Source organism: Variovorax humicola, from assembly GCF_037889915.1.
Classification (GTDB): Bacteria; Pseudomonadota; Gammaproteobacteria; order Burkholderiales; family Burkholderiaceae_C; genus Variovorax; species Variovorax humicola.
The window spans coordinates 91,906-115,882 of record NZ_JBBKZV010000001.1; the positions used below are offsets into that span (position 1 = coordinate 91,906).

16 protein-coding genes are annotated in these 23,977 nt (G+C 65.9%); 3 read left to right on the forward strand and 13 right to left on the reverse strand.

Features of this window, described 5'->3' with window-relative positions; all coding sequences use genetic code 11:
• Positions 1-47: 47 nt before the first annotated feature.
• The 6 genes from WKW80_RS00430 to WKW80_RS00455 form a co-directional block, all read right to left on the reverse strand.
• Positions 48-2,969, reverse strand: coding sequence for a ribonucleoside-diphosphate reductase subunit alpha (locus tag WKW80_RS00430; RefSeq protein WP_340361560.1), 2,922 nt, complete (start codon positions 2,967-2,969; stop codon positions 48-50).
• A gap of 381 nt (positions 2,970-3,350) precedes the next feature.
• Positions 3,351-3,944, reverse strand: a complete 594-nt coding sequence (gene ampD / locus WKW80_RS00435) for a 1,6-anhydro-N-acetylmuramyl-L-alanine amidase AmpD (protein WP_340361561.1) — start codon at positions 3,942-3,944, stop codon at positions 3,351-3,353.
• On the reverse strand, positions 3,937-5,445 hold the full coding sequence (locus WKW80_RS00440; protein ID WP_340361562.1) for a sigma-54-dependent transcriptional regulator: 1,509 nt from the start codon (positions 5,443-5,445) through the stop codon (positions 3,937-3,939). The genes ampD and WKW80_RS00440 overlap by 8 nt, the downstream gene beginning before the upstream one ends.
• Before the next feature lie 4 nt (positions 5,446-5,449).
• Entirely contained in the window at positions 5,450-7,147 is a 1,698-nt protein-coding gene (locus WKW80_RS00445; protein ID WP_340361563.1) for a two-component system sensor histidine kinase NtrB, read from the reverse strand.
• Complete coding sequence (locus tag WKW80_RS00450; RefSeq protein WP_340361564.1) at positions 7,144-7,386, reverse strand: PP0621 family protein; 243 nt, start codon at positions 7,384-7,386, stop codon at positions 7,144-7,146. The genes WKW80_RS00445 and WKW80_RS00450 overlap by 4 nt, the downstream gene beginning before the upstream one ends.
• The gene (locus WKW80_RS00455; protein WP_340362173.1) at positions 7,383-8,180 is read right to left on the reverse strand and encodes a cytochrome C assembly family protein; all 798 of its coding nucleotides are present in this window, start codon (positions 8,178-8,180) and stop codon (positions 7,383-7,385) included. Before WKW80_RS00455 ends, WKW80_RS00450 begins: the two co-directional genes overlap by 4 nt.
• A gap of 202 nt (positions 8,181-8,382) precedes the next feature.
• On the opposite strand from WKW80_RS00455, the gene ffh reads away from it, so the two are divergent.
• On the forward strand, positions 8,383-9,771 hold the full coding sequence (gene ffh / locus WKW80_RS00460) for a signal recognition particle protein (RefSeq protein WP_340361565.1): 1,389 nt from the start codon (positions 8,383-8,385) through the stop codon (positions 9,769-9,771).
• A gap of 404 nt (positions 9,772-10,175) precedes the next feature.
• Here the strand turns inward: ffh and mdoH are convergent, their stop codons facing one another.
• From mdoH to WKW80_RS00490, 6 genes are all read right to left on the reverse strand, one after another.
• Positions 10,176-12,188 (reverse strand): glucans biosynthesis glucosyltransferase MdoH, encoded by a 2,013-nt coding sequence (mdoH, locus tag WKW80_RS00465; RefSeq protein WP_340361566.1) that lies wholly within the window; start codon positions 12,186-12,188, stop codon positions 10,176-10,178.
• A 392-nt stretch (positions 12,189-12,580) separates the two neighbouring features.
• On the reverse strand, positions 12,581-13,990 hold the full coding sequence (locus WKW80_RS00470) for a sigma 54-interacting transcriptional regulator (protein ID WP_340361567.1): 1,410 nt from the start codon (positions 13,988-13,990) through the stop codon (positions 12,581-12,583).
• Between the two features lie 208 nt (positions 13,991-14,198).
• Positions 14,199-14,855, reverse strand: coding sequence for a hypothetical protein (locus tag WKW80_RS00475; RefSeq protein WP_340361568.1), 657 nt, complete (start codon positions 14,853-14,855; stop codon positions 14,199-14,201).
• A gap of 25 nt (positions 14,856-14,880) precedes the next feature.
• Positions 14,881-16,308, reverse strand: coding sequence for a sensor histidine kinase (locus tag WKW80_RS00480; protein ID WP_340361569.1), 1,428 nt, complete (start codon positions 16,306-16,308; stop codon positions 14,881-14,883).
• On the reverse strand, positions 16,308-17,672 hold the full coding sequence (miaB, locus tag WKW80_RS00485) for a tRNA (N6-isopentenyl adenosine(37)-C2)-methylthiotransferase MiaB (RefSeq protein WP_340361570.1): 1,365 nt from the start codon (positions 17,670-17,672) through the stop codon (positions 16,308-16,310). Before miaB ends, WKW80_RS00480 begins: the two co-directional genes overlap by 1 nt.
• A gap of 184 nt (positions 17,673-17,856) precedes the next feature.
• Positions 17,857-18,333, reverse strand: a complete 477-nt coding sequence (locus WKW80_RS00490; protein ID WP_340361571.1) for a hypothetical protein — start codon at positions 18,331-18,333, stop codon at positions 17,857-17,859.
• 202 nt (positions 18,334-18,535) lie between these two features.
• On the opposite strand from WKW80_RS00490, the gene WKW80_RS00495 reads away from it, so the two are divergent.
• On the forward strand, positions 18,536-19,774 hold the full coding sequence (locus WKW80_RS00495) for an efflux RND transporter periplasmic adaptor subunit (protein ID WP_340361572.1): 1,239 nt from the start codon (positions 18,536-18,538) through the stop codon (positions 19,772-19,774).
• Positions 19,771-22,920 (forward strand): efflux RND transporter permease subunit, encoded by a 3,150-nt coding sequence (locus WKW80_RS00500; protein ID WP_340361573.1) that lies wholly within the window; start codon positions 19,771-19,773, stop codon positions 22,918-22,920. The genes WKW80_RS00495 and WKW80_RS00500 overlap by 4 nt, the downstream gene beginning before the upstream one ends.
• A gap of 168 nt (positions 22,921-23,088) precedes the next feature.
• Here the strand turns inward: WKW80_RS00500 and WKW80_RS00505 are convergent, their stop codons facing one another.
• On the reverse strand, positions 23,089-23,958 hold the full coding sequence (locus WKW80_RS00505) for an alpha/beta fold hydrolase (protein ID WP_340361574.1): 870 nt from the start codon (positions 23,956-23,958) through the stop codon (positions 23,089-23,091).
• Positions 23,959-23,977 lie beyond the last annotated feature (19 nt).

Below are 23,977 nucleotides of genomic sequence, written 5' to 3' on the forward strand. Positions count from 1 at the left end.
ACGTGCATCGACTCTTGTGAGTCGATGCCGCGCAATTCACACAAGGATTACTGACACGCTTCGCACGTCGGGTCATCGACGCCGCAGAAAGCGATGTCGGTCGCTGGCATCGCGTTCATCTGCGATTGCGCTGCGAGTGCTGCTGCTTCGAGCGCGCTCATCTTCGGCATTGCATCGCCACCCGAAGACACCGCGTTCAAGCGGCCCGATTGCACTGTCGATTTCTCGGCATGCGTCGCGCTCTGCGTGCGCAGGTAGTAGGTCGTCTTGAGACCGCGCAGCCATGCGAGCTTGTAGGTGTCGTCGAGCTTCTTGCCCGATGCGCCGGCCATGTAGATGTTGAGTGACTGCGCCTGGTCGATCCACTTCTGGCGACGTGCAGCAGCTTCGACGAGCCATGTCGTTTCAACCTCGAAGGCCGTGGCGTACAAGGCCTTGATGTCTTGCGGCACACGGTCGATCGGGCGCAGCGAGCCGTCGAAGTGCTTGAGGTCCATCACCATCACGTCGTCCCACAGGCCGAGGCGCTTGAGGTCCTGCACCAGGTAGTGGTTGATGACGGTGAACTCGCCGGAGAGGTTCGACTTGACCGACAGGTTGCCGAAGCAAGGTTCGATCGAGGCATCGACGCCGATGATGTTCGAGATGGTCGCGGTCGGCGCGATGGCCACGCAGTTGGAGTTGCGCATGCCGTCGGCCTTGATCTTCTGGCGCAGCGCGTCCCAGTCGAGGGTGGCCGAGCGGTCCACTTCGACATAGCCGCCGCGCGCCTTCTCGAGCAGGTCGAGCGTGTCCATCGGCAAGATGCCCTTGTCCCACAGCGAACCCTTGTAGCTCGAGTACTTGCCGCGTTCCTTCGCGAGTTCGGTCGAGGCCCAGTAGGCGTGATAGCAGATCGCTTCCATCGACTCGTCGGCGAACTGCACCGCCTCTTGCGACGCATAAGGAATGCGAAGTTCGTACAGCGCATCCTGGAAGCCCATCAAGCCCAGGCCCACCGGACGATGGCGCATGTTGGAGTCGCGCGCCTTCTTCACGGCGTAGTAGTTGATGTCGATCACGTTGTCGAGCATGCGCATCGCGGTCGAGATCGTGCGCTTGAGTTTTTCCTGGTCGACCTTGCCGTTCTTCAAATGCTGCAGCAGGTTGACCGAGCCGAGGTTGCACACGGCCGTCTCGGTGTCGCTGGTGTTGAGCGTGATCTCGGTGCAGAGGTTCGACGAATGCACGACACCGGCGTGCTGCTGCGGCGAGCGAACGTTGCAGGCATCCTTGAACGTGATCCAGGGATGGCCGGTTTCGAACAGCATCGTGAGCATCTTGCGCCAGAGGTCACTGGCCGGGATGGTGCGCGCGGGCTTGATGTCGCCGCGCGCGGCCTTCTCTTCATAGGCGACGTAGGCTTGTTCGAAATCGGCACCGAACTTGTCGTGCAGGTCGGGCACGTTGCTCGGTGAGAACAACGTCCAGTTGCCCTTTTCCATCACGCGGCGCATGAACAGGTCGGGGATCCAGTTGGCCGTGTTCATGTCGTGCGTGCGGCGGCGGTCGTCGCCGGTGTTCTTGCGCAGCTCGAGGAACTCCTCGATGTCGAGGTGCCAGGTTTCGAGGTAGGTGCAGACGGCGCCCTTGCGCTTGCCGCCCTGGTTCACAGCCACGGCCGTGTCGTTGACTACCTTGAGGAAGGGCACCACGCCCTGCGACTCGCCGTTGGTGCCCTTGATGTGGCTGCCCAGGGCACGCACGCGGGTCCAGTCGTTGCCCAGGCCGCCGGCGAACTTCGACAGCAGCGCGTTTTCCTTGATCGACTCGTAAATGCCGTCGAGGTCGTCAGGCACCGTGGTCAGGTAGCAGGACGACAGCTGCGAGCGCAGCGTGCCGCTGTTGAACAGCGTGGGCGTGCTCGACATGAAGTCGAAGGACGACAGCACTTCGTAGAACTCGATGGCGCGGGCTTCGCGGTCGATCTCGTTGAGCGCCAGGCCCATGGCCACGCGCATGAAGAAAGCCTGCGGCAGTTCGATGCGGGTCTTGCGAACGTGCAGGAAGTAGCGGTCGTACAGGGTCTGCAGGCCGAGGTAGTCGAACTTCAGGTCGCGCTCGGCCTTGAGTGCGCCGCCGAGCTTGGCCAGGTCGTACTGCAGGAGCTTCTCGTCGAGCAGTTCGTTCTCGACACCCTTCTTGATGAAGTGCGGGAAGTTGTCTGCGTAGGCTTGTGCGCGTTCGGCCGGGGGCACTTCGCGGCCGAGGATCTCGCGGAAGATCGTGTGCAGCAGGAGGCGCGCGGTGGCGAAGGTGTAGTCGGGGTCCTTCTCGATGAGCGTGCGGGCGGCCAGGATCGAGGCCTTGTAGACCTCGTCGAGCGGCACGCCGTCGTACAGGTTGCGCATCGTCTCGGACTGGATCGGCGCGGCCGTGATGCTGGCGCCGAGGCCTTCGCAGGCCGATTCGATCAGGCCCTTGAGTTCATCGATGTCGAGCGCGACACGCTCGCCGCGGTCCAGCACGTGCAGCGTCGGCGCGGCGGGCATTTGCTGCACGTTCTGGCTTGCGCGCTCCTGCGTGCGGCGCTCGCGGTAGAGCACATAGGCGCGCGCAATTTCGTGGTGGCCGCCGCGCATCAGGCCGAGCTCGACCTGGTCCTGCACGTCTTCGATGTGAAAGGTGCCGCCGCCCGGCCGCGAACGCACCATCGCGCGCACCACGGCCTTGGTCAATCCCTCGACCGTCTCGCGCACGCTCGCGGAAGCCGCGCCCTGGGTGCCGTGCACGGCCAGGAAGGCTTTCATCATCGCGATGGCGATCTTGTTCGGCTCGAACGGCACCACGGCGCCGTTGCGGCGGATGATCTGGTAGTGCGCAAGCGCGTCCGCGGTCAGCGCGCCGGCGACGTCGCGCGGTTGGCTGTCGGCAGCTTGCGAGGAAATCGAAGGGCGTGGCGTGGCGGGAGTGTTCAGGGCTGTCTGCATTCGGGTCCTCGGTTGGCAATTGTTGTTGTGGCGTCAGTGCACAGGGCCTGCGGCCCGTCCGCGCTGCCGCAGGAATTTGTCAGGTTTTTGTAACGGAACATGTCTGGACGAGGGCACACTATATCTAGTGCCTCAAGGGCCTACAAGCCACTAGATGTAGTGTTTGTCATGAATCTCAAATGCCACATCACAGGGGTTTTTCAGGATGGGCTGCGGGAGCGCGCGTGGTTATTAGGCTACTTTGGCATGATCCAACGTGGACGCGGCCTGTGGCGCAATTTGAGCCCGCAGCCCGCATGGTTGCTGGTCGGAGGCGTTGATTTAATGACGTGGCGAGTCCCCGGCCACAGCCATCGCGGCGGCCTTCGCGATTGAGAAAATTCAGCGGGCGGTCACGCCTTCGGGAAACATCGCCTCAGGCCACGCCAAGGCGTCTTGCAACGCGAGCCAGTCAAAGCCGCTGCCCGGGTCGTGCTTGCGGCCCGGCGCGACATGCTCATGGCCGGCGATGAAGGCCACGGGGTAGTGCTGCGCGATCGCCGGACACAGGCTGGCCAGGGTCTCGTACTGTGCATCTTCGAAGGCTTGGCCCTCCAGGCCTTCGAGTTCGATGCCGATCGAGTCGTCGTTGCAATTGCTTCGGCCGCGCCAACTGGAGGCGCCGGCGTGCCAGGCACGGTCATCGCAACTGACGAACTGCCACAACTCGCCGTCGCGGCGTACGTAGAAGTGGGCCGAGACCTCGATGCCGCGGATGCGGTCGAAGTACGGGTCGGCATCCCAGTCGAGCTGGTTGGTGAAGAGGTCCTGCACTTCGTTGCCCCCGTAGATGCCGGGTGGCAGGCTGATCGAATGCAGCACGACGAGGTCGATGTGTGCACCGGCGGGCCGGGGGCCGAAGTTCGGCGATGCCAGGCGCCGGGCAAAACGGTACCAGCCGGCCTGCCAGAGGCCGGCGTCCGCGGAGTTATTCATCCAGCGTGCCGACGAGGCCGTCGTCGCCTGGCGGCGTGCTGATGCCGAGTCGTGCGATGCGATAGCGGATCTGGCGCAGGCTCAGGCCCAGGCGCGCGGCGGCTGCCGTGCGGTTGAAGCCGCTTTCCTGCAGCGCACGCACCAGCACTTCACGTTCTTGCTGATCGAGATAGGACTGCAGATCTGAAGGCATTGCCGGCCGCGCCGCAGGGCGCTCGCGCACGGGCGCGACGACCGCGGCCACCGGCGAAGGCACGGCAGCCTCGAGTGGCGCCGGACCGCTGAAGTCCAGGTGCAGTTCGTCGCCGTCATTGAGCGCGACGGCGCGATGCAGCAGGTTTTCGAGTTCGCGGACGTTTCCTTCGAGTGGGTGGTCCGCGAGTCGTGCGACCACGTCGGATGTCAGGCGCGGCACCGGTATGCCGCCGTCTTGCGCAATGCGCGCCAGCAACGCGTTGCACAGCGCAGGCAGATCTTCGCGCCGATCGCGCAGCGCGGGCACCGAGATCTCGATCACGTTAAGGCGGTAAAACAGGTCCTGCCGGAAACGGCCGGCCTGCACTTCGGCATGCAGGTCCTTGTGCGTCGCGCTGACGATGCGCACGTCGACGGTGTCTTCCTGAGTGGATCCGATCGGCCGCACGCTTCGCTCCTGGATCGCGCGCAGGAGCTTGGACTGCATCGGCAGCGGCAAGTCGCCGATTTCGTCGAGGAACAGCGTGCCGCCGCGAGCGGCCTGGAAGTAGCCGTCCCGGTCGGCCGCGGAGCCGGTGTAGGAGCCCTTGCGCGCGCCGAAGAACTCGGCCTCGAGCAGGTTCTCCGGAATGGCGCCGCAATTCACGGCGACAAAGGGGCCGTCGCTGCGCTGGCTGCAGGCATGGACGGCGCGGGCGACCAGTTCCTTGCCCGTGCCCGATTCCCCGCGCACCAGCACCGGCGCCATGCCGCGCGCGACCTTGGCGATGTGCGACTTGATGAGCCGCATCGGGTCCGATTCGCCGACCAGGCGTTCGAGCGCACTGGCGCCCAGGCTCGTTTGCGGTGGCAGGGCGCGGCTTTCGCTCGTGGCGGTGTTGGTCGCCGCTCTGGGCGCCGGCACCGCTTCCTGCGGCTGGCGCTGCACGGCCGAAGCCACTACCGCACGAAACTGCTTGAGGTCGACCGGCTTGGTCAGGTAGTCGAAGGCGCCGGCCTTGAGTGCCTCGACCGCGTTCTCCGCCGAGCCGTAGGCGGTCATCACCACGCAGCGCTCGCCGCGCTGGTCTTTCTGGATGCGCTGGATGATTTCCATGCCGAGCCCGTCGGGCAGGCGCATGTCGGTGATCACCGCATCGAAGCGCCCTGCGTCGAGGTGCTCCCACGCTTCCGATACGCTGCTCGCCGCTTCGACGCGATAGCCCTCGCGCAGAAGGGTCAGTTCATAGAGTGTGCGCAGGTCGGGTTCGTCGTCGACGACCAGGATTTGCGCAGGCAGGACTGCTGTGGGGTGGTGGGTGCTCACGCTGCTATTGTGTCAGCCGAGTCTCGGCAGAGGCAAAGACCACGAAGAATTCGTTGCCCTCGGGCCCGGCCGGGGAGAGCGCCCGGCGCTCGTAGCCGATGGTGGCGCCGTGCCGCTCGCAGAGTTCGCGGCAAATGAACAGGCCCAGCCCGCTGGACCGGCTTTCGGACGAGAAAAACGGTTCGAACAGATGCCGTTGCACCGCCGTTTCCAGTGGCATTCCATCGCTCCACACCTGAAGGGTGGCGCGGCCGCGCGACCCCGCCGCGGTCGTCACCTGGATCGAGCCGTCACGGTCGCCGGCGTAGCGCGCTGCGTTGTCGAGCAGGTTGACCAGGATGCGGCGCAGATGCTCGCCCTCGAAGCGCACGTCGCGACCGCCGGCATCCAGCGCCAGCAGGACGCCCTGGCGCTGGGTCTGGCGCACCCATTCCTCGGCCAGCGTGCGCACCGTGGTGTCGAGCGCGACCATGTCGCCGAGCGGCAATGAGCGCTGTTGCCGGGCTCGCGACACGTCGAGCACGTCGTCGACGATGCGCGACAGGCGCTGGGCGTTCTGCTGCACCATCGCCGTGAGCTGGCGGTGTGCGGGGTCGACCAGGTCCTCGCCGAGCAACGCGCTGGCCTGGGTGATGGCGGCCAGCGGATTGCGGATCTCGTGCGCCACGGCCGCCGACATGCGGCCCATGGCTGCGAGCTTTTCGGTGCGGATACGGGCTTCCAGTTCGCGCAGGTCTTGCAGGAACATCACGCAAAGACTGTCGATGCGCTTGTCGCCGGCCGGCGTCAGCCGGGTGCGCACCCGCACCTCGCGCGGTGCACCGCCGGCTTGCGCGATCGGCATCTCCTGCGATTGCGGCCGATGCTGCGAAAAGGTCTCGTCGGCCAGCACCGCCAATGGATGCCATGCCGGATGCTCGTCGAGTTCGAACGGCAATGCCATCGAGGCCAGGCCCCGGCCGAGGATCGCGTCGGCCGCCGGGTTGGCCGAGTGGACGCGCCCCTGAGTGTCGATCACCAGCACGCCTTCGCTCAGGGTTTCAATGACCAGGTCGTTCACCTGTGCGTGCAACTGCGCGGTGCTGCGGCTGCGCAGGGCCAGTGCTTCCTCGCGTGCCAGCCGTAGGGCCAACTGGTGCGCCAGCAGCGCGACGACGAACAGGCCGGTGCCCGTGAGTGCGGCCTGCAGGAAGCGCGTCGACGGATCGCCCGAATGCTCGAGCCATTGCCAGCCGGCGTCGCCCAGCAGGAGCAGCGTGACCGCGGCCGTGGTGCCGAGGCCGACCGATGCCGTCCCCAGCACCGCGCCCATCAGTACCGGCAGCGCGAACAGGGGCGTGTAGTTGATGCTGCCGGGTTGCACCAGCTGCAGCACGGTGAAGGTGGCCAGGTCGATGCCGATCGAGGCCAGCCACGCGCCATGAAAACCGCGGATCGGTGGGTTGAATTGCACATAGCGCGTGGCGCCGATCACGGCAAGCAGGTACAGGATGGAGATGACCAGCGCGGTCGGATGGCTCGCCTGGCTGATGCCGACGGTCACGCCCTGCAGAATCACCAGCACGGCGGCCACGAAGCTGCGCGCGGTCATGAAGCCCCGCCAGAGTCGCTGCAGGGCCGGGCTGTCGGCCTGCGGCGCTATCTCGAGGCCACCCCATTCGCTGCCGGGCTCGCCGCGCGACCAAAGCAGCGGAGAACTCATCCGGCCGCGGCCTGCCGATGGGCCACGCTGCAGTAGACCCCGTCGGGCCCGGCGATCGCGTCGCTGGCTGGCAGGTGCAGGCCGCAGTGGGCGCAACGCACCATCGCTTGCGGCGCCTCGACTTTTTGCGGCGCGGCGGGCCGTGCTTCGCGTGCGGCATCTTCCATTTCTTCACGGCGATTGCGGCGCCAGATCCAGATGGCCAGGGCGATCACGAAAAGTACGAGCAGGTACTTCATGAGACGCGGTCCAGCATGACTTCGAGCACGAACCGCGAGCCTACGTAGGCCAACACCAGCAGCGCCGCACCCGCGTACAGCACGCGCCGCGCCGTGCGACCGCGCCAGCCGACCCGCGCGCGCCCGGCCAGTAGCACTGCGAAGCAGATCCAGGCCAGGGTGGACAGCACCGTCTTGTGATCCCACTTCCATGCGCGGCCGTACAGCGTTTCGCTGAACAGGAAGCCGGCCAGCAGCGTGGCCGACAGCAGGGCGAAGCCGGCGGTGACAAAACGGAAGGTCAGCCGCTCCAGCGTGAGCAGGGGCACCCCCGCCTCGGGATCGTTGGCGAGACGAATCTGCTTCTCGGCGCGCGTGATGAGCCACGCATGGACCACCGCCGCCCCGAAGAGCCCATAGGATGCGATGGCCAGCGCCAGGTGCAGCGGCAACCACGGCGACGCCGAGACATCGAGCGGTTTGCCCGGGAAGAACGTGGCCACCAGGACCGTTGCGCCTCCGAGCAGGGCCAGCGCGCGGCGCACGGTGAGTTGCGGATACATGCGGCTTTCGATGCCGTAGACCGTGAGCACCAGCCACGCCGTCACCGAGAGGGCCGGCGCCCAGTCGAAGCGGGGCTGCGCGCCCATCAGGCTCTGCACCAGTGCAACGCCGTGCAGCACCCATGCAAGGATCAGCAGCCATTGCGTGGCCGAGCGGCTCAGGCGGGAGGCCACGACCGCGGTCACGCCGTAGGCCGACGCAGCGACGATGCCCAGTGCCACGCCGAGCGGGGAGGGGCTCGCTAAAATCATCACGAGAGTTTAATGCTCTGGAGGTTCTTGCCCTCTCCCAAGTTGGCTCCACTTCAAGGGGCGTCCACTCCCTCATCGGGGACAACACGAGCGGCCCGGCAAAGCCGGTTCCGCGGTGTTTCACGCAGTCGCCGGCGTCATTGATTCCGGTTTCTTTCGTTCTTCATCGGCTCGCGGCAGCGGGCAACAAGGCAATCCACCCATGGCCAATGCTCTCTCCGAAAAATTCTCGCGGCTCGTCAAGCAGGTCAGTGGCCAGGCTCGCATCACCGAGGCGAACGTGCAGGACATGCTGCGCGAAGTGCGCATGGCGCTGCTGGAGGCCGACGTGGCCTTGCCGGTGGTGCGCGATTTCGTCGCGCGGGTGAAGGAAAAAGCGCTCGGGCAGGAAGTGCTGGGCTCGCTGAAGCCGGGCCAGGCGCTGGTCGGCATCGTGAATCGCGAGCTCGCGGCGACCATGGGCGCGGGCGTGTCGGACATCAACCTTGCGGCCCAGCCGCCGGCGGTGATCCTCATGGCCGGCCTGCAAGGCGCGGGCAAGACCACGACCACTGCGAAGCTCGCCAAGCACCTGATCGAGAAGCGCAAGAAGAAGGTGTTGACCGTGTCGGGCGACGTGTATCGGCCTGCCGCCATCGAGCAGCTCAAGACGGTGACCAAACAGGCCGGTGCCGAATGGTTCCCGAGCACGACCGATCAGAAGCCGCTCGACATCGCACGTGCCGCCATCGACCACGCACGCCGCCACTTCTTCGACGTGCTGCTGGTCGACACGGCGGGCCGGCTCGCGATCGACGAAGTGCTGATGACCGAGATCAAGCAGCTACACGCGGCGCTGAACCCGGTCGAGACACTGTTCGTGGTCGACGCGATGCAGGGCCAGGACGCGGTCAACACCGCCAAGGCTTTCAAGGACGCGCTGCCCCTGACCGGCATCATCCTCACCAAGACCGATGGCGATTCGCGCGGCGGTGCGGCGCTGTCGGTGCGGCAGGTGACGGGCGTGCCGATCAAGTTCGCCGGCACCAGCGAGAAGATCGACGGTCTCGAAGTGTTCGATGCCGAGCGCCATGCCGGCCGCATCCTCGGCATGGGCGACATCGTCGCGCTGGTGGAACAGGTCACGGCTGGCGTCGACGTCGCGGCGGCGCAAAAGCTCGCGAACAAGGTCAAGAGCGGCGCGGGCTTCGACCTGGACGACTTCCTCGGGCAGTTGCAGCAGATGAAGCAGATGGGCGGCCTCTCCAGCATCATGGACAAGTTGCCCTCGCAAATGGCCGCCAAGGCCACCGAAGCCGACCTCACCCGGGCCGAGCGCGACATCCGCCGCAAGGAAGGCATCATCAACAGCATGACCCCGCTGGAGCGCCGCAAGCCCGAGTTGCTCAAGGCCACCCGCAAGCGTCGCATCGCAGCCGGGGCTGGCGTGCAGGTTCAGGAAGTGAACCGGCTGCTCAACGAGTTCGAGCAGATGCAGGGGATGATGAAGAAGATGAAGGGCGGCGGCCTGATGAAGATGATGAAGCGCATGGGCGGCATGAAAGGGATGCCGGGCATGGGCGGTGGCGGCGGGCCAAAGCTCCCGTTCTGAAGGGCGGGACTTGAACCCTGCATGAAAAGCCCGTGCAAGGGCGGCGCGTGAGGGTAGTCGCGCCGTTCGTCGAGCCTGCGGGTTGTCTTGCGTTCGGGTCTTGCTTGCGGGTGTCTTGAGCCCGGGGTGCGTGCCGAGGGCACTGGGTATCCCCTCCGCGAATGTCCCCCGGCCTCCGGCCTTTTCCTTTATTTCGCTGCGGGGGACGCCCAGCACCCTCGGCACGTGGAACGGTCGGTGGTGCCGCTCGATTGACGACTGCGCGTCTGGATCACGTCGATGGGTGTGCTCTGCGTGGCAAAGCAAAGGAGGAGCCGGCAGCCGTAGGCTGGCGGCGGGGGACATTCACGGAGCAGAGCACGCCGTCGGCGTGTCCCACCCCAATCCAACCCAAGCTCAGCGCATCAAGCGGTCGTCAATGAAGGGCGCGCAAGGCGCACCGCATGCATCCACGCACGTCGCAGCACGGCCGGCGAACGCGACTCTTCCGGAATCAGCAGGAAGCCACGTTCGCGCAGGCTGGTGCCGAGGCCGATCTGGCTGGTCAGCACCGTCAACGGAATGGCCAGCAGCAACGGCAGGCCGACAGGCATCAGCCAGATCAGCGCGCTCGGATCGATCAGCGCGATGCCCAAGGCCAGCGCCATCACGATCAGGCTCATCGGCGCCAGCGTCGAGGCCGCATCGCGCCACGGCACGGCAGCGGCTTCACGCGGGGGCGACTTCCAGTCGAGCTTGATGCCGGTGAGGGCGACAACCACGAACAGCGAATGCGCGATCATGCGGACCGGGGCTTGCACGATGGCGAGGGCGCTTTCAAGGGCGGCGCTCTTGACCAGGCCCCACACGCCGCCGTACTGATTCTGTTCGCCGCGCATCATCACGGCCGCGATGCCGAGGATGCGGGGCAGGAACAGCAGGCACAGCGTCCACAGCCAGAGGCCGGCGAGTTCCATCGGCAGTACGTTCCAGTCGGCGACCATGCTGGAGCCCGTGAGCCACAGCGCAGTGCCGAGCGTCAGGAAAGCCAGCCACAACGGTGCGGAAACGTAAGCCATGGTGCCCGTGACGAACATCGCGCGGTGCACCGGGTGGATGCCGGGCTCGGCCATCAGGCGGGCGTTCTGCAGGTTGCCCTGGCACCAGCGGCGGTCGCGCTGCAACTCGGCCAGCAGATCCGGCGGTTGCTGCTCGTAGCTGCCAACCAGGTCCGACACAAGCCACACGTGGTAGCCGGCGCGGCGCATCAGCGCGGCCTCGACGAAGTCGTGCGACATGATGCCGCCCGACATGCCGCCGGTTCCCTTGATCGGGGCCAGCGCGCAGTGGTCCATGAAAGGCTTCACGCGAATGATCGCGTTGTGGCCCCAGTAGTGGGATTCGCCAAGTTGCCAGAACTGCATGCCGAGCGTGAACAGGCGGCCCGTCACGCGAGAAGCGAACTGCTGGGCACGGGCGTGCAGCGTGACGTGGCCGATGGCCTGAGTCGCGGTCTGGATGATGCCGGCGGTCGGGTTGGCTTCCATCAGCTTGACCATCGAGGTCAGGCAGTCGCCGCTCATCACGGAGTCGGCATCGAGCACGACCATGTAGCGGTAGTCCTTGCCCCAGCGGCGGCAGAAGTCGGCGACGTTGCCGGCCTTGCGATGCGTGCGGCGGGTGCGCAGGCGGTAGTAGACCTCGACCTGCGGCTGGTTCGAGTTGGCGGCCAGCGCGGCGCGGAGGTCTTCCCAGGCGGCGCGCTCGGCAGCGGCGGTCTCGGGGTTGTAGCTGTCCGACAGAACGAACACGTCGAACTGCTTCGCGTGGCCGGTCGAGGCCACCGATTCACAGGTCGCACGAAGGCCGGCAAACACCGTCGCCACGTCTTCGTTGCAGATCGGCATGATGATCGCGGTGCGCGCATCGGGGTTCATCGGGTGGCCGGCCACCTGCTTGACCGACAGTGCATGCCTGTCGCCGCGCACCGAAACATAGAAACCCATGAGCGCGGTCACGAAGCCGGTAACGACCCAGCCCGAGAGCAGGGCATACAGGCCGATCTGGCCGTACTCGAGCCAGACGTTGTCGTAGTCCGGCTGGATGCTGGCAAACAGCGTGGCGGCGATCACGGTGCTGAGCAGGGTCAACGCCATAAAGGCGAGGCGGCGCTGTTCGGCCGCGCGTTGCCACGCTTGTTTCTTCGGGGCCGCGACCGGTGCCGAATGGCGCGCGCCGCCGGCGCCAAGGCGCACGAGCATGGCGGTGCCGATGCTGTTCCAGAACCCGCGCCACGGCCGGGGCGCCATCGAACCGCGATTGAGCGGCGGGGCCGTGACCGAATTCGGATGGCGCTCTTCGCGCAGCGGACTACGCGCCGGGGCGCTGTCAACCAACGCTTGAAGCGTGCTCAGCTGTGAATAATTGCTCGGCTTCATGTGCGGCTTACCAATGTTGCTTGGCAGAGCCGGGCATGTCGCCAATTGCCGGAAAGCGCTTGAAGACGCAGTCGGGAGCCGCGCCGCTGGTCGCATCGTGCGCCGCGTGCGGATGTCCCGCGCTACGGGGGCGCGAGAGCGAAACGCGCTTTAGACGAAGGCCGTCGCGCTGCGAACGCAGTGCGAAAGAGGGGCTGATTTGTGCAGTCATGCGAGTACAGGGGCAATACCTGTGCCAGCATGAAAAAGCTTATGTGCATCAACAACTTGCGCTGCTGTTCATGGGGTTTACCCGAAATAATCGGGCATGATGGCCTCCAAACCGCGATTTTTGTCGCCATGCGGCGACAAGCTCTGACGCCTTGTTTTGTAAAGTCAATGAAATCAATGACTTAGGGGCGTCGCTCGTCAACGACAGGCTCTCCTGAACTGCCGCCTGCGTCCGATTTGAAAAGGCCGGGGGTCAGTTCGTGTTTCTGCAACAAACGGTAGAACTCGGTGCGATTGCGATCGGCCATGCGTGCCGCGTCGGCCACGTTGCCGTCTGTCAGTTTCAGCAGCCCCACGAGGTAGTCGCGCTCGAACCGCTGCTTGGCTTCCGCATAGGTCTGCACCTCGACCGTCGGCACGCGCAGCGCCCGCTGCACGAGCGACAGCGGTATCAAGGGCGAGGTTGACAACGCGCACACCTGCTCGACCACGTTGAAGAGTTGACGCACATTGCCGGGCCAGGCGGACGTGGTCAGGGCCTTGAGCGCTTCGGGTGCGAAGCCCGATAGCCGCTTGCCGTACTTCGCCGACAGGCGGTTCAGGAAGTGGTTGGCGAGCAACGGAATGTCCTCGCGCCGCGCATTCAGTGGCGGCAGGGTGAGTGTCACGACGTTGAGACGGTAATAGAGGTCTTCGCGGAACTGGCCGGCTTCCATTGCGGCGTCGAGGTCGCGATGGGTGGCCGAGATGATCCGAACGTCGACCGCGATCGACTGGCTGCCGCCAAGCGGCCGCACGGCTCGCTCCTGCAGCACGCGCAGCAGCTTGACCTGCAGGGCAGGCGGCATGTCGCCGATCTCGTCGAGCAGCAGCGTGCCGCCGTCGGCCTGCTGGAAAAGGCCCTTGTGGTTGGCGACGGCGTCGGTGAAGGCGCCCTTCATGTGGCCGAAGAGTTCGGATTCGAGCAGCGCTTCGGGAATGGCGCCGCAATTGACGGCGACGAAGGGCTTTTCTGCGCGCGCGCTGGCGCGGTGGATGGCGCGGGCCAGCAACTCCTTGCCCGCGCCACTGTCTCCGCGCAGCAGCACGCTGGCGTCCGACTTGGCAATCATGCGGGCCTCGGCCAGCACTTCGGCCATCCGGTTGCTGCGGCTGACGATCTCGGCGCGCCAGCTTTCGTCGCTGCCCTTGCTCGGCATGTGGACCGGGGCGCCCAGTGCCAGCGCCTGGCCGATCTTCTCGAGCAGCTCGCGCGCGTCGTAGGGCTTGGTGAGGTAGGTAAAAACGCCGCGCGCCGTGGCTTCGACCGCGTCGGGAATGGTGCCGTGCGCGGTTAGCAGGATCACGGGCAGCGAAGGATGTCGCTTGCGGATTTCATCGAACAGCGCGAGCCCGTCGCGGCCGGGCAGGCGCACGTCGCTCAGTACCAGTTGCGGATGTTCGATTTCCAGTTGGGTAAGCGCGGATTCTGCCGACGTGACGGCCGTGACCTGGTAGCCGGCCGAGTTGAGTCGCATCGACAGCAGCCGCAGCATGTCGGGGTCGTCGTCGACCACCAGCAGGCGTGCACCGGGGATTGGCGTGTCGCTCATCGAGGCCCCCACGTTCGGCAATGCGTGTTCTCACTGCCCCCCAAGGGGGTGCGAGCTTGCTTGGGGCGGCCCGGCGCGGCGCTCGCTGGGCAACCTCCGTGCTTCGCGCTGCGTTGGGAGCGCCTTCGGGCGGCCGGGCGGCGCTCACTTGGCAACCTCCGTGCTTTTCGCACTGCGGTGGGAGCGCCTTCGGGCGGCCGGGCGGCCCTCATGGCGCCGTCCTCGTGCCACTGGCCGGCGGGGCAGGTGTGGCCGGCGGCGGTGTGCTGTTGTTGGGCCGCGCAAAGCTGCGTTCGATGGCGCGCAGCGCTTCCATGCGGTCGGTCAGTTGGTCGATGCGGCGCTGGCTCTCGCGCAATTGCTGCACCTGGCGGTCGCGATCCTCTTCGACGCGGCGCTGTTCGACGTAGCGCTGGGCCAAGGCCCGGGCCAGCGGCTGCAGCGGCTGCGCCTCGGGAGCAGGATTGCCGATCACACGCTGCATCAGGCTGATCGCGCGTATCAGGTCGGGCGGGTTGCGCGTCTGGGCCAACGCGATCGCCAGTTGCATCTGCCCCATCGGCAAATCGGCAGGATCGCCGAGGCGCGCGATTTCGTTGCCCAGCTCGTTGCCACCGAGAGGACGGATCCGGTCGGCATAGGCCAGCACCATGGCGCTCGGCGAAGGGCTGTCTGCGGGGGGTGGCAAAAGGCGCGTGGCTGGCGCGGCCGGTTCGACTTCCACCGGCATCACGCGCGGCATCGGCTGCGGCGTCGGAGGCGCTTCGACGGCGTGCTTCGTCGACGGCAAGGTGCAGCCGGCCAGAAGTAATGGCACAGCAATCGCGGCCGCCCGCGAGATTTTGCGAACAATGAGGAACAACATGAACAGGGGAACAGGGAAATCCGGCTCAGGCGGCGCGGGGTAATTCGATGCGAAAGCGTGCGCCGGGACCGTCGGGCAGCAGGGTGATATTGCCACCATGTGCAGCAATGTACTCCTGCACGATGGAAAGGCCGATGCCCGTGCCCTTGACGGCATGCTCCGGCTGGCGTTCGCCGCGGAAGAACGGTTCGAAGACGCGGTCGCGGTCGCCCGGTGCAATGCCGGGGCCGGCGTCGCTGATGTCGATGCGGGCCAGGCCCGGCTCGCTCGACACCGCAATGGTGATGGTGCCGCCGCGCGTCGAAAAGCGGATCGCGTTCGACAGCAGGTTGGCAATGGCGGTGCCCAGCTTGACCGGGTCGACCGCGGCCGAGACAGGCTCGCCCTCCGCCCGGACCTTGAGGCCTTGCGCTTGCCACTGCAGCCGCTGTGCGTCGATCTGCTCCTCGATCAGCGGCAGCAGCGCCGTGCGCTCGCGCCGCAGTTCGCGCGCCTCGAACGCAGCGGCATTGAAGCGCAGCAGCGCCTCGATCTGGCCCTGCAGCGACAGCGTGTTTTGCTGAAGGATTTGCGCGACCTCGCGTTGCGCCGGGTTCAGCGCGCCTGTCACGCCGTCTTCGAGCAACGAAACGCCTTCGCGCAGCGCGGCGAGCGGTGTCTTGAGTTCATGGGAGACGTGACGCAAAAAGCGCGCCTTGTCGGCGTCCAGTTCGGTCAGGCGCAGGCGCAGCCATTCGAGTTGCTGCGACACACGCCGCACGTCGGCCGGGCCGCGGATGTCGATCGGTTCGTCGAGACGGTTCTGGCCGAGCCCGACGATGGCGCGCTCGATGCGCTTGAATGGCCGTGCCAGCCAGACGCCGAAGGCCAGCGCCAGCGACACCGCCAGCGCGCTGGCCGCCAGCACCTGGCGCATCAGCCGTTCGCCGGCGTTCTGGATGCGCTCGGCCAGCGCCTTGTTTTGCGTCTCGATCAGGTTCTGCGCCTGCTGCGCGATGCCGGTGTTGAATCCGTCGAGTTCGCGGAACTGCAATGCCACGCTGTTTTCGCGAGCGAGGGCGGTATCGGTAGGGCCATTCATGAGGCCCTCGATCACCGCGAGTTGCGCGCGCCAGTCGGCCACCGAATCTGCCGACAGGCCGTTGTCGACCAGCCGGCCGACGACGTCCGTGGCATCGCGCACCGCGTCGTTGAAGCGGCGGCGCAGCATCGCATCGTTCAGCACCAGCGACTGCCGGCCTGCGCGCTCCATCGCCGCGCTGCGTTCGGCCAGCGACTGCGCTCCGCCTGACAGTGCCAATGCACGCGCGGCGGCGTTGCGGCTCTCCGTCATCAAGGTTTCGTACTGGAACAGCGAGCGCAAGGCCACGCCCACGAGCAGCGCGGTGATGACGAGGAATGCGAACAGCAGCAGCTGCTGGAACGAGCCGCGCGAGGATCTCGAATTCGGCATCAGGCCGCAAGCACCGCGGCCGGGACCTTTTCGCCGCGATCGCGGATCGGCACCTCGCCGCGCAGCGTATAGGCCAGCGACTTCGTGATGCGCAGGTCGATCATCTGGCCTACCAGGCGCGGGTCGCCGGCGAAGTTGACGACGCGGTTGCACTCGGTGCGGCCCATGAGTTCGGTGGCGTCCTTGCGCGATGCGCCTTCGACCAGCACGCGCCGGGTCTGGCCGACCAGGGCTTCGCCGAAGCGCTTCACGTTGCGGTCGATCACGGCCTGCAACTCGTGCAGGCGCGCGAGCTTGACGGAATGTGGCGTGTCGTCGTGCAGCGCCGCGGCCGGCGTGCCGGGGCGCGGGCTGAAGATGAAGCTGAAGCTGGCGTCGAAGTCGCAGTCGTGGATGAGCTTCATCATCTTTGCGAAGTCGTCGTCGGTCTCCCCGGGGAAGCCGACGATGAAGTCGCTCGACAAGGCCAGTTCCGGGCGAATGGCGCGCAGCTTGCGCACCGTGCTCTTGTATTCCATCGCCGTGTAGCCGCGCTTCATCGCCATCAGGATGCGGTCGCTGCCGTGCTGCACCGGCAGGTGCAGGTGCGACACAAGCTGCGGCACCTTCGCATAGGCCTCGATCAGCCGCGGCGTGAACTCGTTCGGGTGGCTGGTGGTGTAGCGGATGCGCTCGATGCCGGGAATTTCGGCGATGTACTCGATCAGCAGCGCGAAGTCGGCGATCTCGGCCGTGTCGCCCATCTTGCCGCGGTAGGCATTCACGTTCTGGCCCAGCAGCGTGATCTCGCGCACGCCCTGGTCGGCCAGGCCGGCGACCTCGACCAGCACGTCGTCGAGCGGGCGGTTGACTTCCTCGCCGCGGGTGTATGGCACCACGCAATAGCTGCAGTACTTGGAGCAGCCTTCCATGATCGACACGAAGGCGGATGCGCCCTCGACGCGTGCCGGCGGCAGGTGGTCGAACTTCTCGATCTCGGGAAAGCTGATGTCCACTTGCGGCCGGCCGAGCGACTCGCGCTGGGTCAGCAACTCGGGCAAGCGGTGCAGCGTTTGCGGGCCGAACACGATGTCGACATAAGGCGCGCGGGCGATGATGGCGTCGCCCTCCTGGCTGGCGACGCAGCCGCCGACGCCGATCTTCACGCCCTTGGCCTTCAGGTGCTTCACGCGACCGAGGTCGCTGAAGACTTTTTCTTGCGCCTTCTCGCGCACCGAGCAGGTGTTGAAGAGGATCAGGTCGGCTTCGTCGACGTTCTGCGTGGGCTCGTAGCCTTGCGCGGCGTTCAGCACGTCGGCCATCTTGTCCGAGTCGTACTCGTTCATCTGGCAGCCGAAGGTCTTGATAAATACTTTCTTGGACATGTTGGTTCCCTGTGGGGCGCCGTCAATTGCGGACTCGGTCGAGCGCCAAATGACGCGAATAATTCATGGAGGGCGAGGAAGTGCCGGAGAGAAACGTATCAACCGGATCGCCGGCTATTGCTCTGCGACTTTTTGCGAAACCCTTGCGCGCTCAGCGTTCAAGGATTCACGAAATACGGGAGGATTACTCGCCGTACTTCGGCAGTTGGTCGAACGGCGTCTTGCCGTCGTCGTGGGGACGGCTTGCAGCCACGAAAGGCCAGAAGTTGAGGAACGGCCGCTCGGCCGATTCGCGTGCGACGGAGGCCTCTTCGGGTGTCAGGATCCAGACCTGCGACACCAGTCCGGCCGGGTCGCGCGTGTAGTTGACCAGGAATTTCTGACCCTGGATGGCGCCGACCATCACCAGCATGTTCTGCCCGCTGCGGATGCGGGCGCCGGGCGAGAGCCGATCGGGCTGGCCGTCGAGCAGGACCTCGGGCGCGTTAAGGATTTGCAGCTTGCCGCGCAAGGTGCCGGTGGGAAAGTTGCGGCCGCCGACGGCTGCCTCGGGCGAGATCTGGGCTTGTGCATCGGTAGCGACAATGCTGCCGGCCCCCGCCAGTGCAAGGCAAAGCGCTATCAAAATGTGAGCAGTGGGGGACTTTTTGCAGCGATTCATGGGGTATATCCAGAGGCTGTGAAGCTGCGATTCTACCGAGGGCCCCAAATGGAATTCCCCGGCTGCACGCGTCCTTCGCAGGTGTTTGATCAATCTCTACCGCGGTTGTGGACTGCACCCTCGACCGCTGGTCCAATAGTGACTATTCGTAAACAAGCTGGCGTTTTTTACCTGATGCTGGCAGTACCTTGCAAGCCGTCCCATGAAGAAAAATATTTCGCTGACCCTCGCCGCGGTGCTGATCGCCAGCGCCGGTGGCGCTTGGTGGTGGTCGAGCCACAAGGAACAGGTCACCGCGAAGGCCAATAGCGCCGCCACGGCGCAAGGCGGCGCGCCGGCGCTGGTGACGCTGGCCGCGGCCCTCAGGCAGACCGTTCCGGTCACGGTGGAAGTCAATGGCAGCGTGGTTTCGCTCAACAGCGTCGACCTGCGCCCGCAGGTGATGAACACGGTGCGCGAAGTGCATGTGAAAGAGGGTCAATTCGTGAAGGCGGGCCAGTTGCTGTTCACGCTCGACGACCGGCCCGACCAGGCCAACCTGGCCAAGGCCCGGGCGCAGCAGCAAAAGGACGAGGCGACGCTCGCCGACTACGAGCGCCAGTACAAGCGCGGCCAGGACATGGTCGGGCAGGGCTTCATTGCCAAGAGCGCGGTCGACACGATCCTCTCGCAACTCGAGGCGCAGAAGGCCGCCATTGCCGCGGACCGTGCCGCCGTGCAGGCGGCGCAGGTGGCGCTGGGCTACGCCACGCTGCGCGCCCCGATCGCTGGACGTCTCGGCGCGGTCAATGTCTATCCGGGCAGCCTGGCGCAACCCACCGTGCCGCTGGTGACCATCACGCAGCTCGACCCGATCGCGGTGAGCTTCCCGGTGCCGGAAGGCCAACTGCAGGACCTGCTGGCCGCGACGCGCGCGCAAACGCCGGTCGAGGCCGTGATGCCCGGGCGCAAGAAGCCGCTGATGGGTGTGCTGAATTTCGTCGACAACACGGTCGATCCGCAGATCGGCACGGTGCGCGCCAAGGCTGTGTTCAACAACGAGGACCAGGCCCTGTGGCCCGGCCAGTTCGTGGCCACGCGCGTCACGGTGCGCACGCTGCGCGACGCCACCGTGGTGCCGGCGGCCGCGCTGATGATGCTCGGCGACGGCGTGTCGATCTACGTGGTCGACGCCGAGCAGAAAGCGACGCGGCGCCAGGTGAAGACGCATCACACCTTTGGCACACAGGTGGTGGTGACCGGGGTCGAGCCGGGTGAGCAGGTGGTAATCGAGGGCAAGCAGAACGTGCGCCCGGGCGGCAAGGTGCGCGTCGAGAAGCCTGCCGCATCCAAGGCGGCGCCGGGCGAGCCTTCGTCGGCCGTGTCGCCTGCGTCGCCTGCATCGCCTGCGTCGCCCTCGCCCTCGCAATCGGAGGTCCTGCCGAAGCAGGAGAAAGCATGAACATCTCGGAGCTCTGCATCCGTCGTCCCGCGATGACGGTGCTGCTGTCCGCCGCGGTGGTGGTGATCGGCATCTTTGCCTACTTCAGCATTCCGGTGGCGGCGCTGCCGAGCTACAACACGCCGGTCATCAACGTCAACGCGCAACTGCCGGGCGCAAGCCCGGACACCATGGCCTCGTCGGTCGCGCTGCCGCTGGAAAAGCAGTTCTCGACCATTCCCGGATTGCAGACGATCAGCTCGACCAACACGCAGGGCGTGAGTTCGCTGACGCTCGAGTTCGTGAGCACTCGCGACATCGATGCGGCCGCCGTCGACGTGCAGGCCGCGTTGTTGCGCGCCCAGCGCCAATTGCCGGCGGAGCTGACGCAGATGCCCTCGTACCGCAAGGTGAACCCGGCCGATGCGCCGGTGCTGTTCATCTCGCTGCAGTCGGAGTCCATGAACCCGACCGAACTGAACGACTATGCCGAGAACCTCATCTCGCCCACGCTTTCGACCATCGACGGCGTGGCGCAGGTCGCGGTGTACGGGCGCAAGGCTTTCGCGGTGCGCATCAAGGCCGATGCCAACCTGCTCAATGCGCGCAATATCACGCTCGACGAGCTGGCCAACGCGGTGCGGCTGGCCAATGCCAACACGCCGGTGGGCGTGCTCGACGGCCCGCGCCAGACGCTGACCATCCAGGCCAACGAGCAGATGCTCAAGGCGGCAGACTTCGCCCGCGTCATCGTCGGCCAGCGCAATGGCGCGCCGGTGCGGCTCGACGAGGTCGCGACCATCGAGGACAGCTTCGAGTCGGTGAAGACGGCCAGCAGCTACAACGGCAACGACTCGATCACGCTGGCCGTGCAGCGCCAGCCCAATGCCAACACCGTGCAGGTGGTGGACGCCGTGCGCGCGCTGCTGCCGCGCTTCAAGGCCGAACTGCCGCAGTCGGTGCAGATCGACATGGTCAATGACCGCTCGCTGTCGATCCGCGAGGCGGTGCATGACGTGCAGGTCACGCTGATCGGAACCATCCTGCTGGTGGTGCTGGTCATCTTCCTGTTCCTGCACCGGCTGGTGGCCACGCTGATTCCGGCGGCGACGATTCCGATCTCGCTGATCGGCGCGGTGGCCTTGCTCTATGCCTTCGGCTACAGCTTGGACAACGTGTCGCTGCTGGGCATCACGCTGGCCGTGGGGCTGGTGGTGGACGACGCGATCGTGGTGCTCGAGAACATCATGCGCTACGTCGAGAAGGGCATGCCGCCGATGGCGGCGGCGCTGCGCGGTGCGCGCGAAGTGGGCTTCACGATCGTGTCGATCTCGATCTCGCTGGTGGCGGTGTTCATCCCGATCTTCTTCATGCCCGGCGTGATCGGCCTGTTGTTCCATGAGTTCGCGGTGGTGGTGGCTCTCGCTGTGCTGGTGTCGGCCGTCGTCTCGCTGACGCTGGTGCCGATGCTGGCGAGCCGGCTGCTCAAGCAGGTCAAGCGCGAGCCGCATGCGCTCGACCACGAGGAAGAGCATCCCGAACCCGGTACGGCGGTCGGCCGTGCTTTCGAGCGCCTGTACCGTGCGGTGCATGGCGGCTACCTGCGCTCGCTCGATTGGACGCTGAAGCATCGCCCCGTGATGCTGGCGCTGGCCGGCCTGACCTTCGTCGTCACCGCCTGGTTGTTCGTCACCATTCCGAAGGGCTTCTTCCCGGAGGAAGACATCGGCCAGATCCAGATCACGACGGAGGCTTCCGAAGACATTTCCTTCACGGCGATGAAGACCTTGCAGGCACGTGTCTCCGATGCGCTGCAGGCCGACCCGAACGTGGCATACGTGACCTCGTTCGTCGGCGTCGGGGGTCCGACCGCCACGCAGAACGCGGGCCGCCTGTTTGCCGTGCTCAAGCCGCGCGGCCAGCGCATGAAGATGCCGCAGGTGCTGGAAGGGTTGCGCAAGCGCTTCCGCGAGGTTCCGGGCATTGCCGTCTACATGCGGCCGGTGCAGAACCTGCAGTTGGGCGGCCGCCAGAGCAAGGCGCGCTACCAGTACACGCTGCAAAGCGTGAGTGCCGGCGCCATGAGCGAATGGGCCGGCAAGATGATGGAGCGCATGCGTGCCGACACCGACTTCCGCGACGTCACCAGCGATTCGCAGAACCGCGGCCTGCAGGCCACGCTCGACATCGACCGCGACAAGGCCGGCGTGCTCGGCGTGCAGGTGGGCGACCTGCGCACCGCGCTCTACAACGCGTATGGCGACCGCCAGATCGGCAGCATCTACGGCGCCAGCAACACCTACCAGGTGATCTTGTCGGCGTCGGACAACGACCGCCAGTTCGAGCAGGACATTTCGCGCCTGTCGGTGCGCAACAAGGCCGGGCAACTGATCCCGCTGACCGCGTTCACGACAGTGCGGCGCACGATCGGGCCGACGGCTGTCAATCACCAGGGCCAACTGCAGGCCATCACCTTGTCGTTCAACCTCGCGCCCGATGTGCCACTGGGCAATGCAACCTCGAAGATCGACCAGTTCAAGCAGGACATCAAGATGCCCGAGTCGATCATCACCAGCTACGGTGGCGACGCGGCGGTGTTCCAGAGTTCGCAGGGCAGCCAGGCGGTGCTGCTGATCCTGGCCGTGCTGGTGATCTACGTGCTGCTCGGCGTTCTCTATGAGAGCTACATCCACCCGCTCACCATTCTGGCGGGCCTGCCTTCGGCGGCCGTCGGCGCGCTGCTGTCGCTCAAGCTGTTCGGATTCGACCTGACGTTGATCGCCACCATCGGCATCCTGCTGCTGATCGGCATCGTCAAGAAGAACGCGATCATGCTGATCGACTTCGCGCTGGAAGCTCAGCGCAGCGAGGGCATGAAGCCGGTCGAGGCGATTCGCGAAGCCTGCCGGCTGCGCTTCCGCCCGATCCTGATGACCACGCTGGCCGCGCTCATGGGGGCGCTGCCGCTTGCGCTGGGCCTGGGCGCGGGTGCCGAACTGCGGCAGCCGCTGGGTGTGGCCGTGGTGGGCGGGCTGATCTTCTCCCAGGTGATCACGCTGTACATCACGCCGGCGATCTACCTTGCGCTGGACCGCTACAGCGGCTCCGGGCCACTGCTGGTGCTGCCCGGTGAGCCGCCGTCACCGGCGACCGCGCAGAGCACATAGCCCTTTTCAGTGCTCCATCACGCTATCGCGTGACCCACGACGCATGAAACCAGGACGAGCACGGCGAAGTCTGTTCATGGGCACCCGCGGAACCGGCTTTGCCGGGCCGCCGGGTGCGCCCCCTCGAGGGGGCGGCGCCGCAGGCGCTTCGGGGGTGATTAATCTAGTCTAGTGGACACCTTCGATGCGCAATGCCTTGCGCACCGAAGGTGCAAGGCTATCCGCGCCTTCGTCCTTTTTTGAGTGCGAAGGAGGGTGCAGTGCGCCTGGCGTGCCGCCTCGGATGACGCGCAAGGTCCATTCAGAGGCAGCCGCCATGAATGTTCGCTGCGACGCCAGGGACGTCAGCCCATGGTCGATTTCGCCGATGAACCGATAGTCGACATGTCGGGCGTAGGCCTCATTTGCAAATCGCCCCAGTTGGTCGCGGCCGCGGTCGGTCACATGGACGGTCCCGGTGTAGACAAAGAACAGCGCGACCCCGCGACCCACGAGTTCCGTCATGGACGCGTGGAAGCTTTTCTCCGCCACCTCGACAGGCACTGGCTCGAACAGATTGGCCGGTGCAGCCGCGGCGGCCGCGCTGGCGGAGAACTTGCGATGCAGCCAACGCACCGTCTTGCCGATGACCGCGGGATTGGTGGGTACGGCGAGCGCGCGGCGCAGGCTCAGTTCCCAGCGAGCGCGCCACCCAGGAAATGCGTAGCCGTCGAAGAGCAGGATTCCGACGATGCGGTGGTCCACCATCGCCGCCGCCATTCCGTTGGCTGCGCCTGAACAGAGGCCGATCACCACGAAGCGCCGAATGCCGAGCATCGTTTCGACGAGATTCATTGCGGCCTGGATGTCGAGCACGGCCTGGGTGGTGAAATGATTGCCGCCGCTAGGCGAGCCGCTGTCGCCAAGACCCGCAAGGTCGAACCGGATACCGCTGACGCCCTGATCCGCCAGTTGCCGCGCCAGTTTGACATTGACGCGATGCGGTCCGACCCGGTAATTGGCGCCCATATTGAGCATCAGGCAGGCGACCGGCGCCAATTTGCCTTCCTCGCTGGGC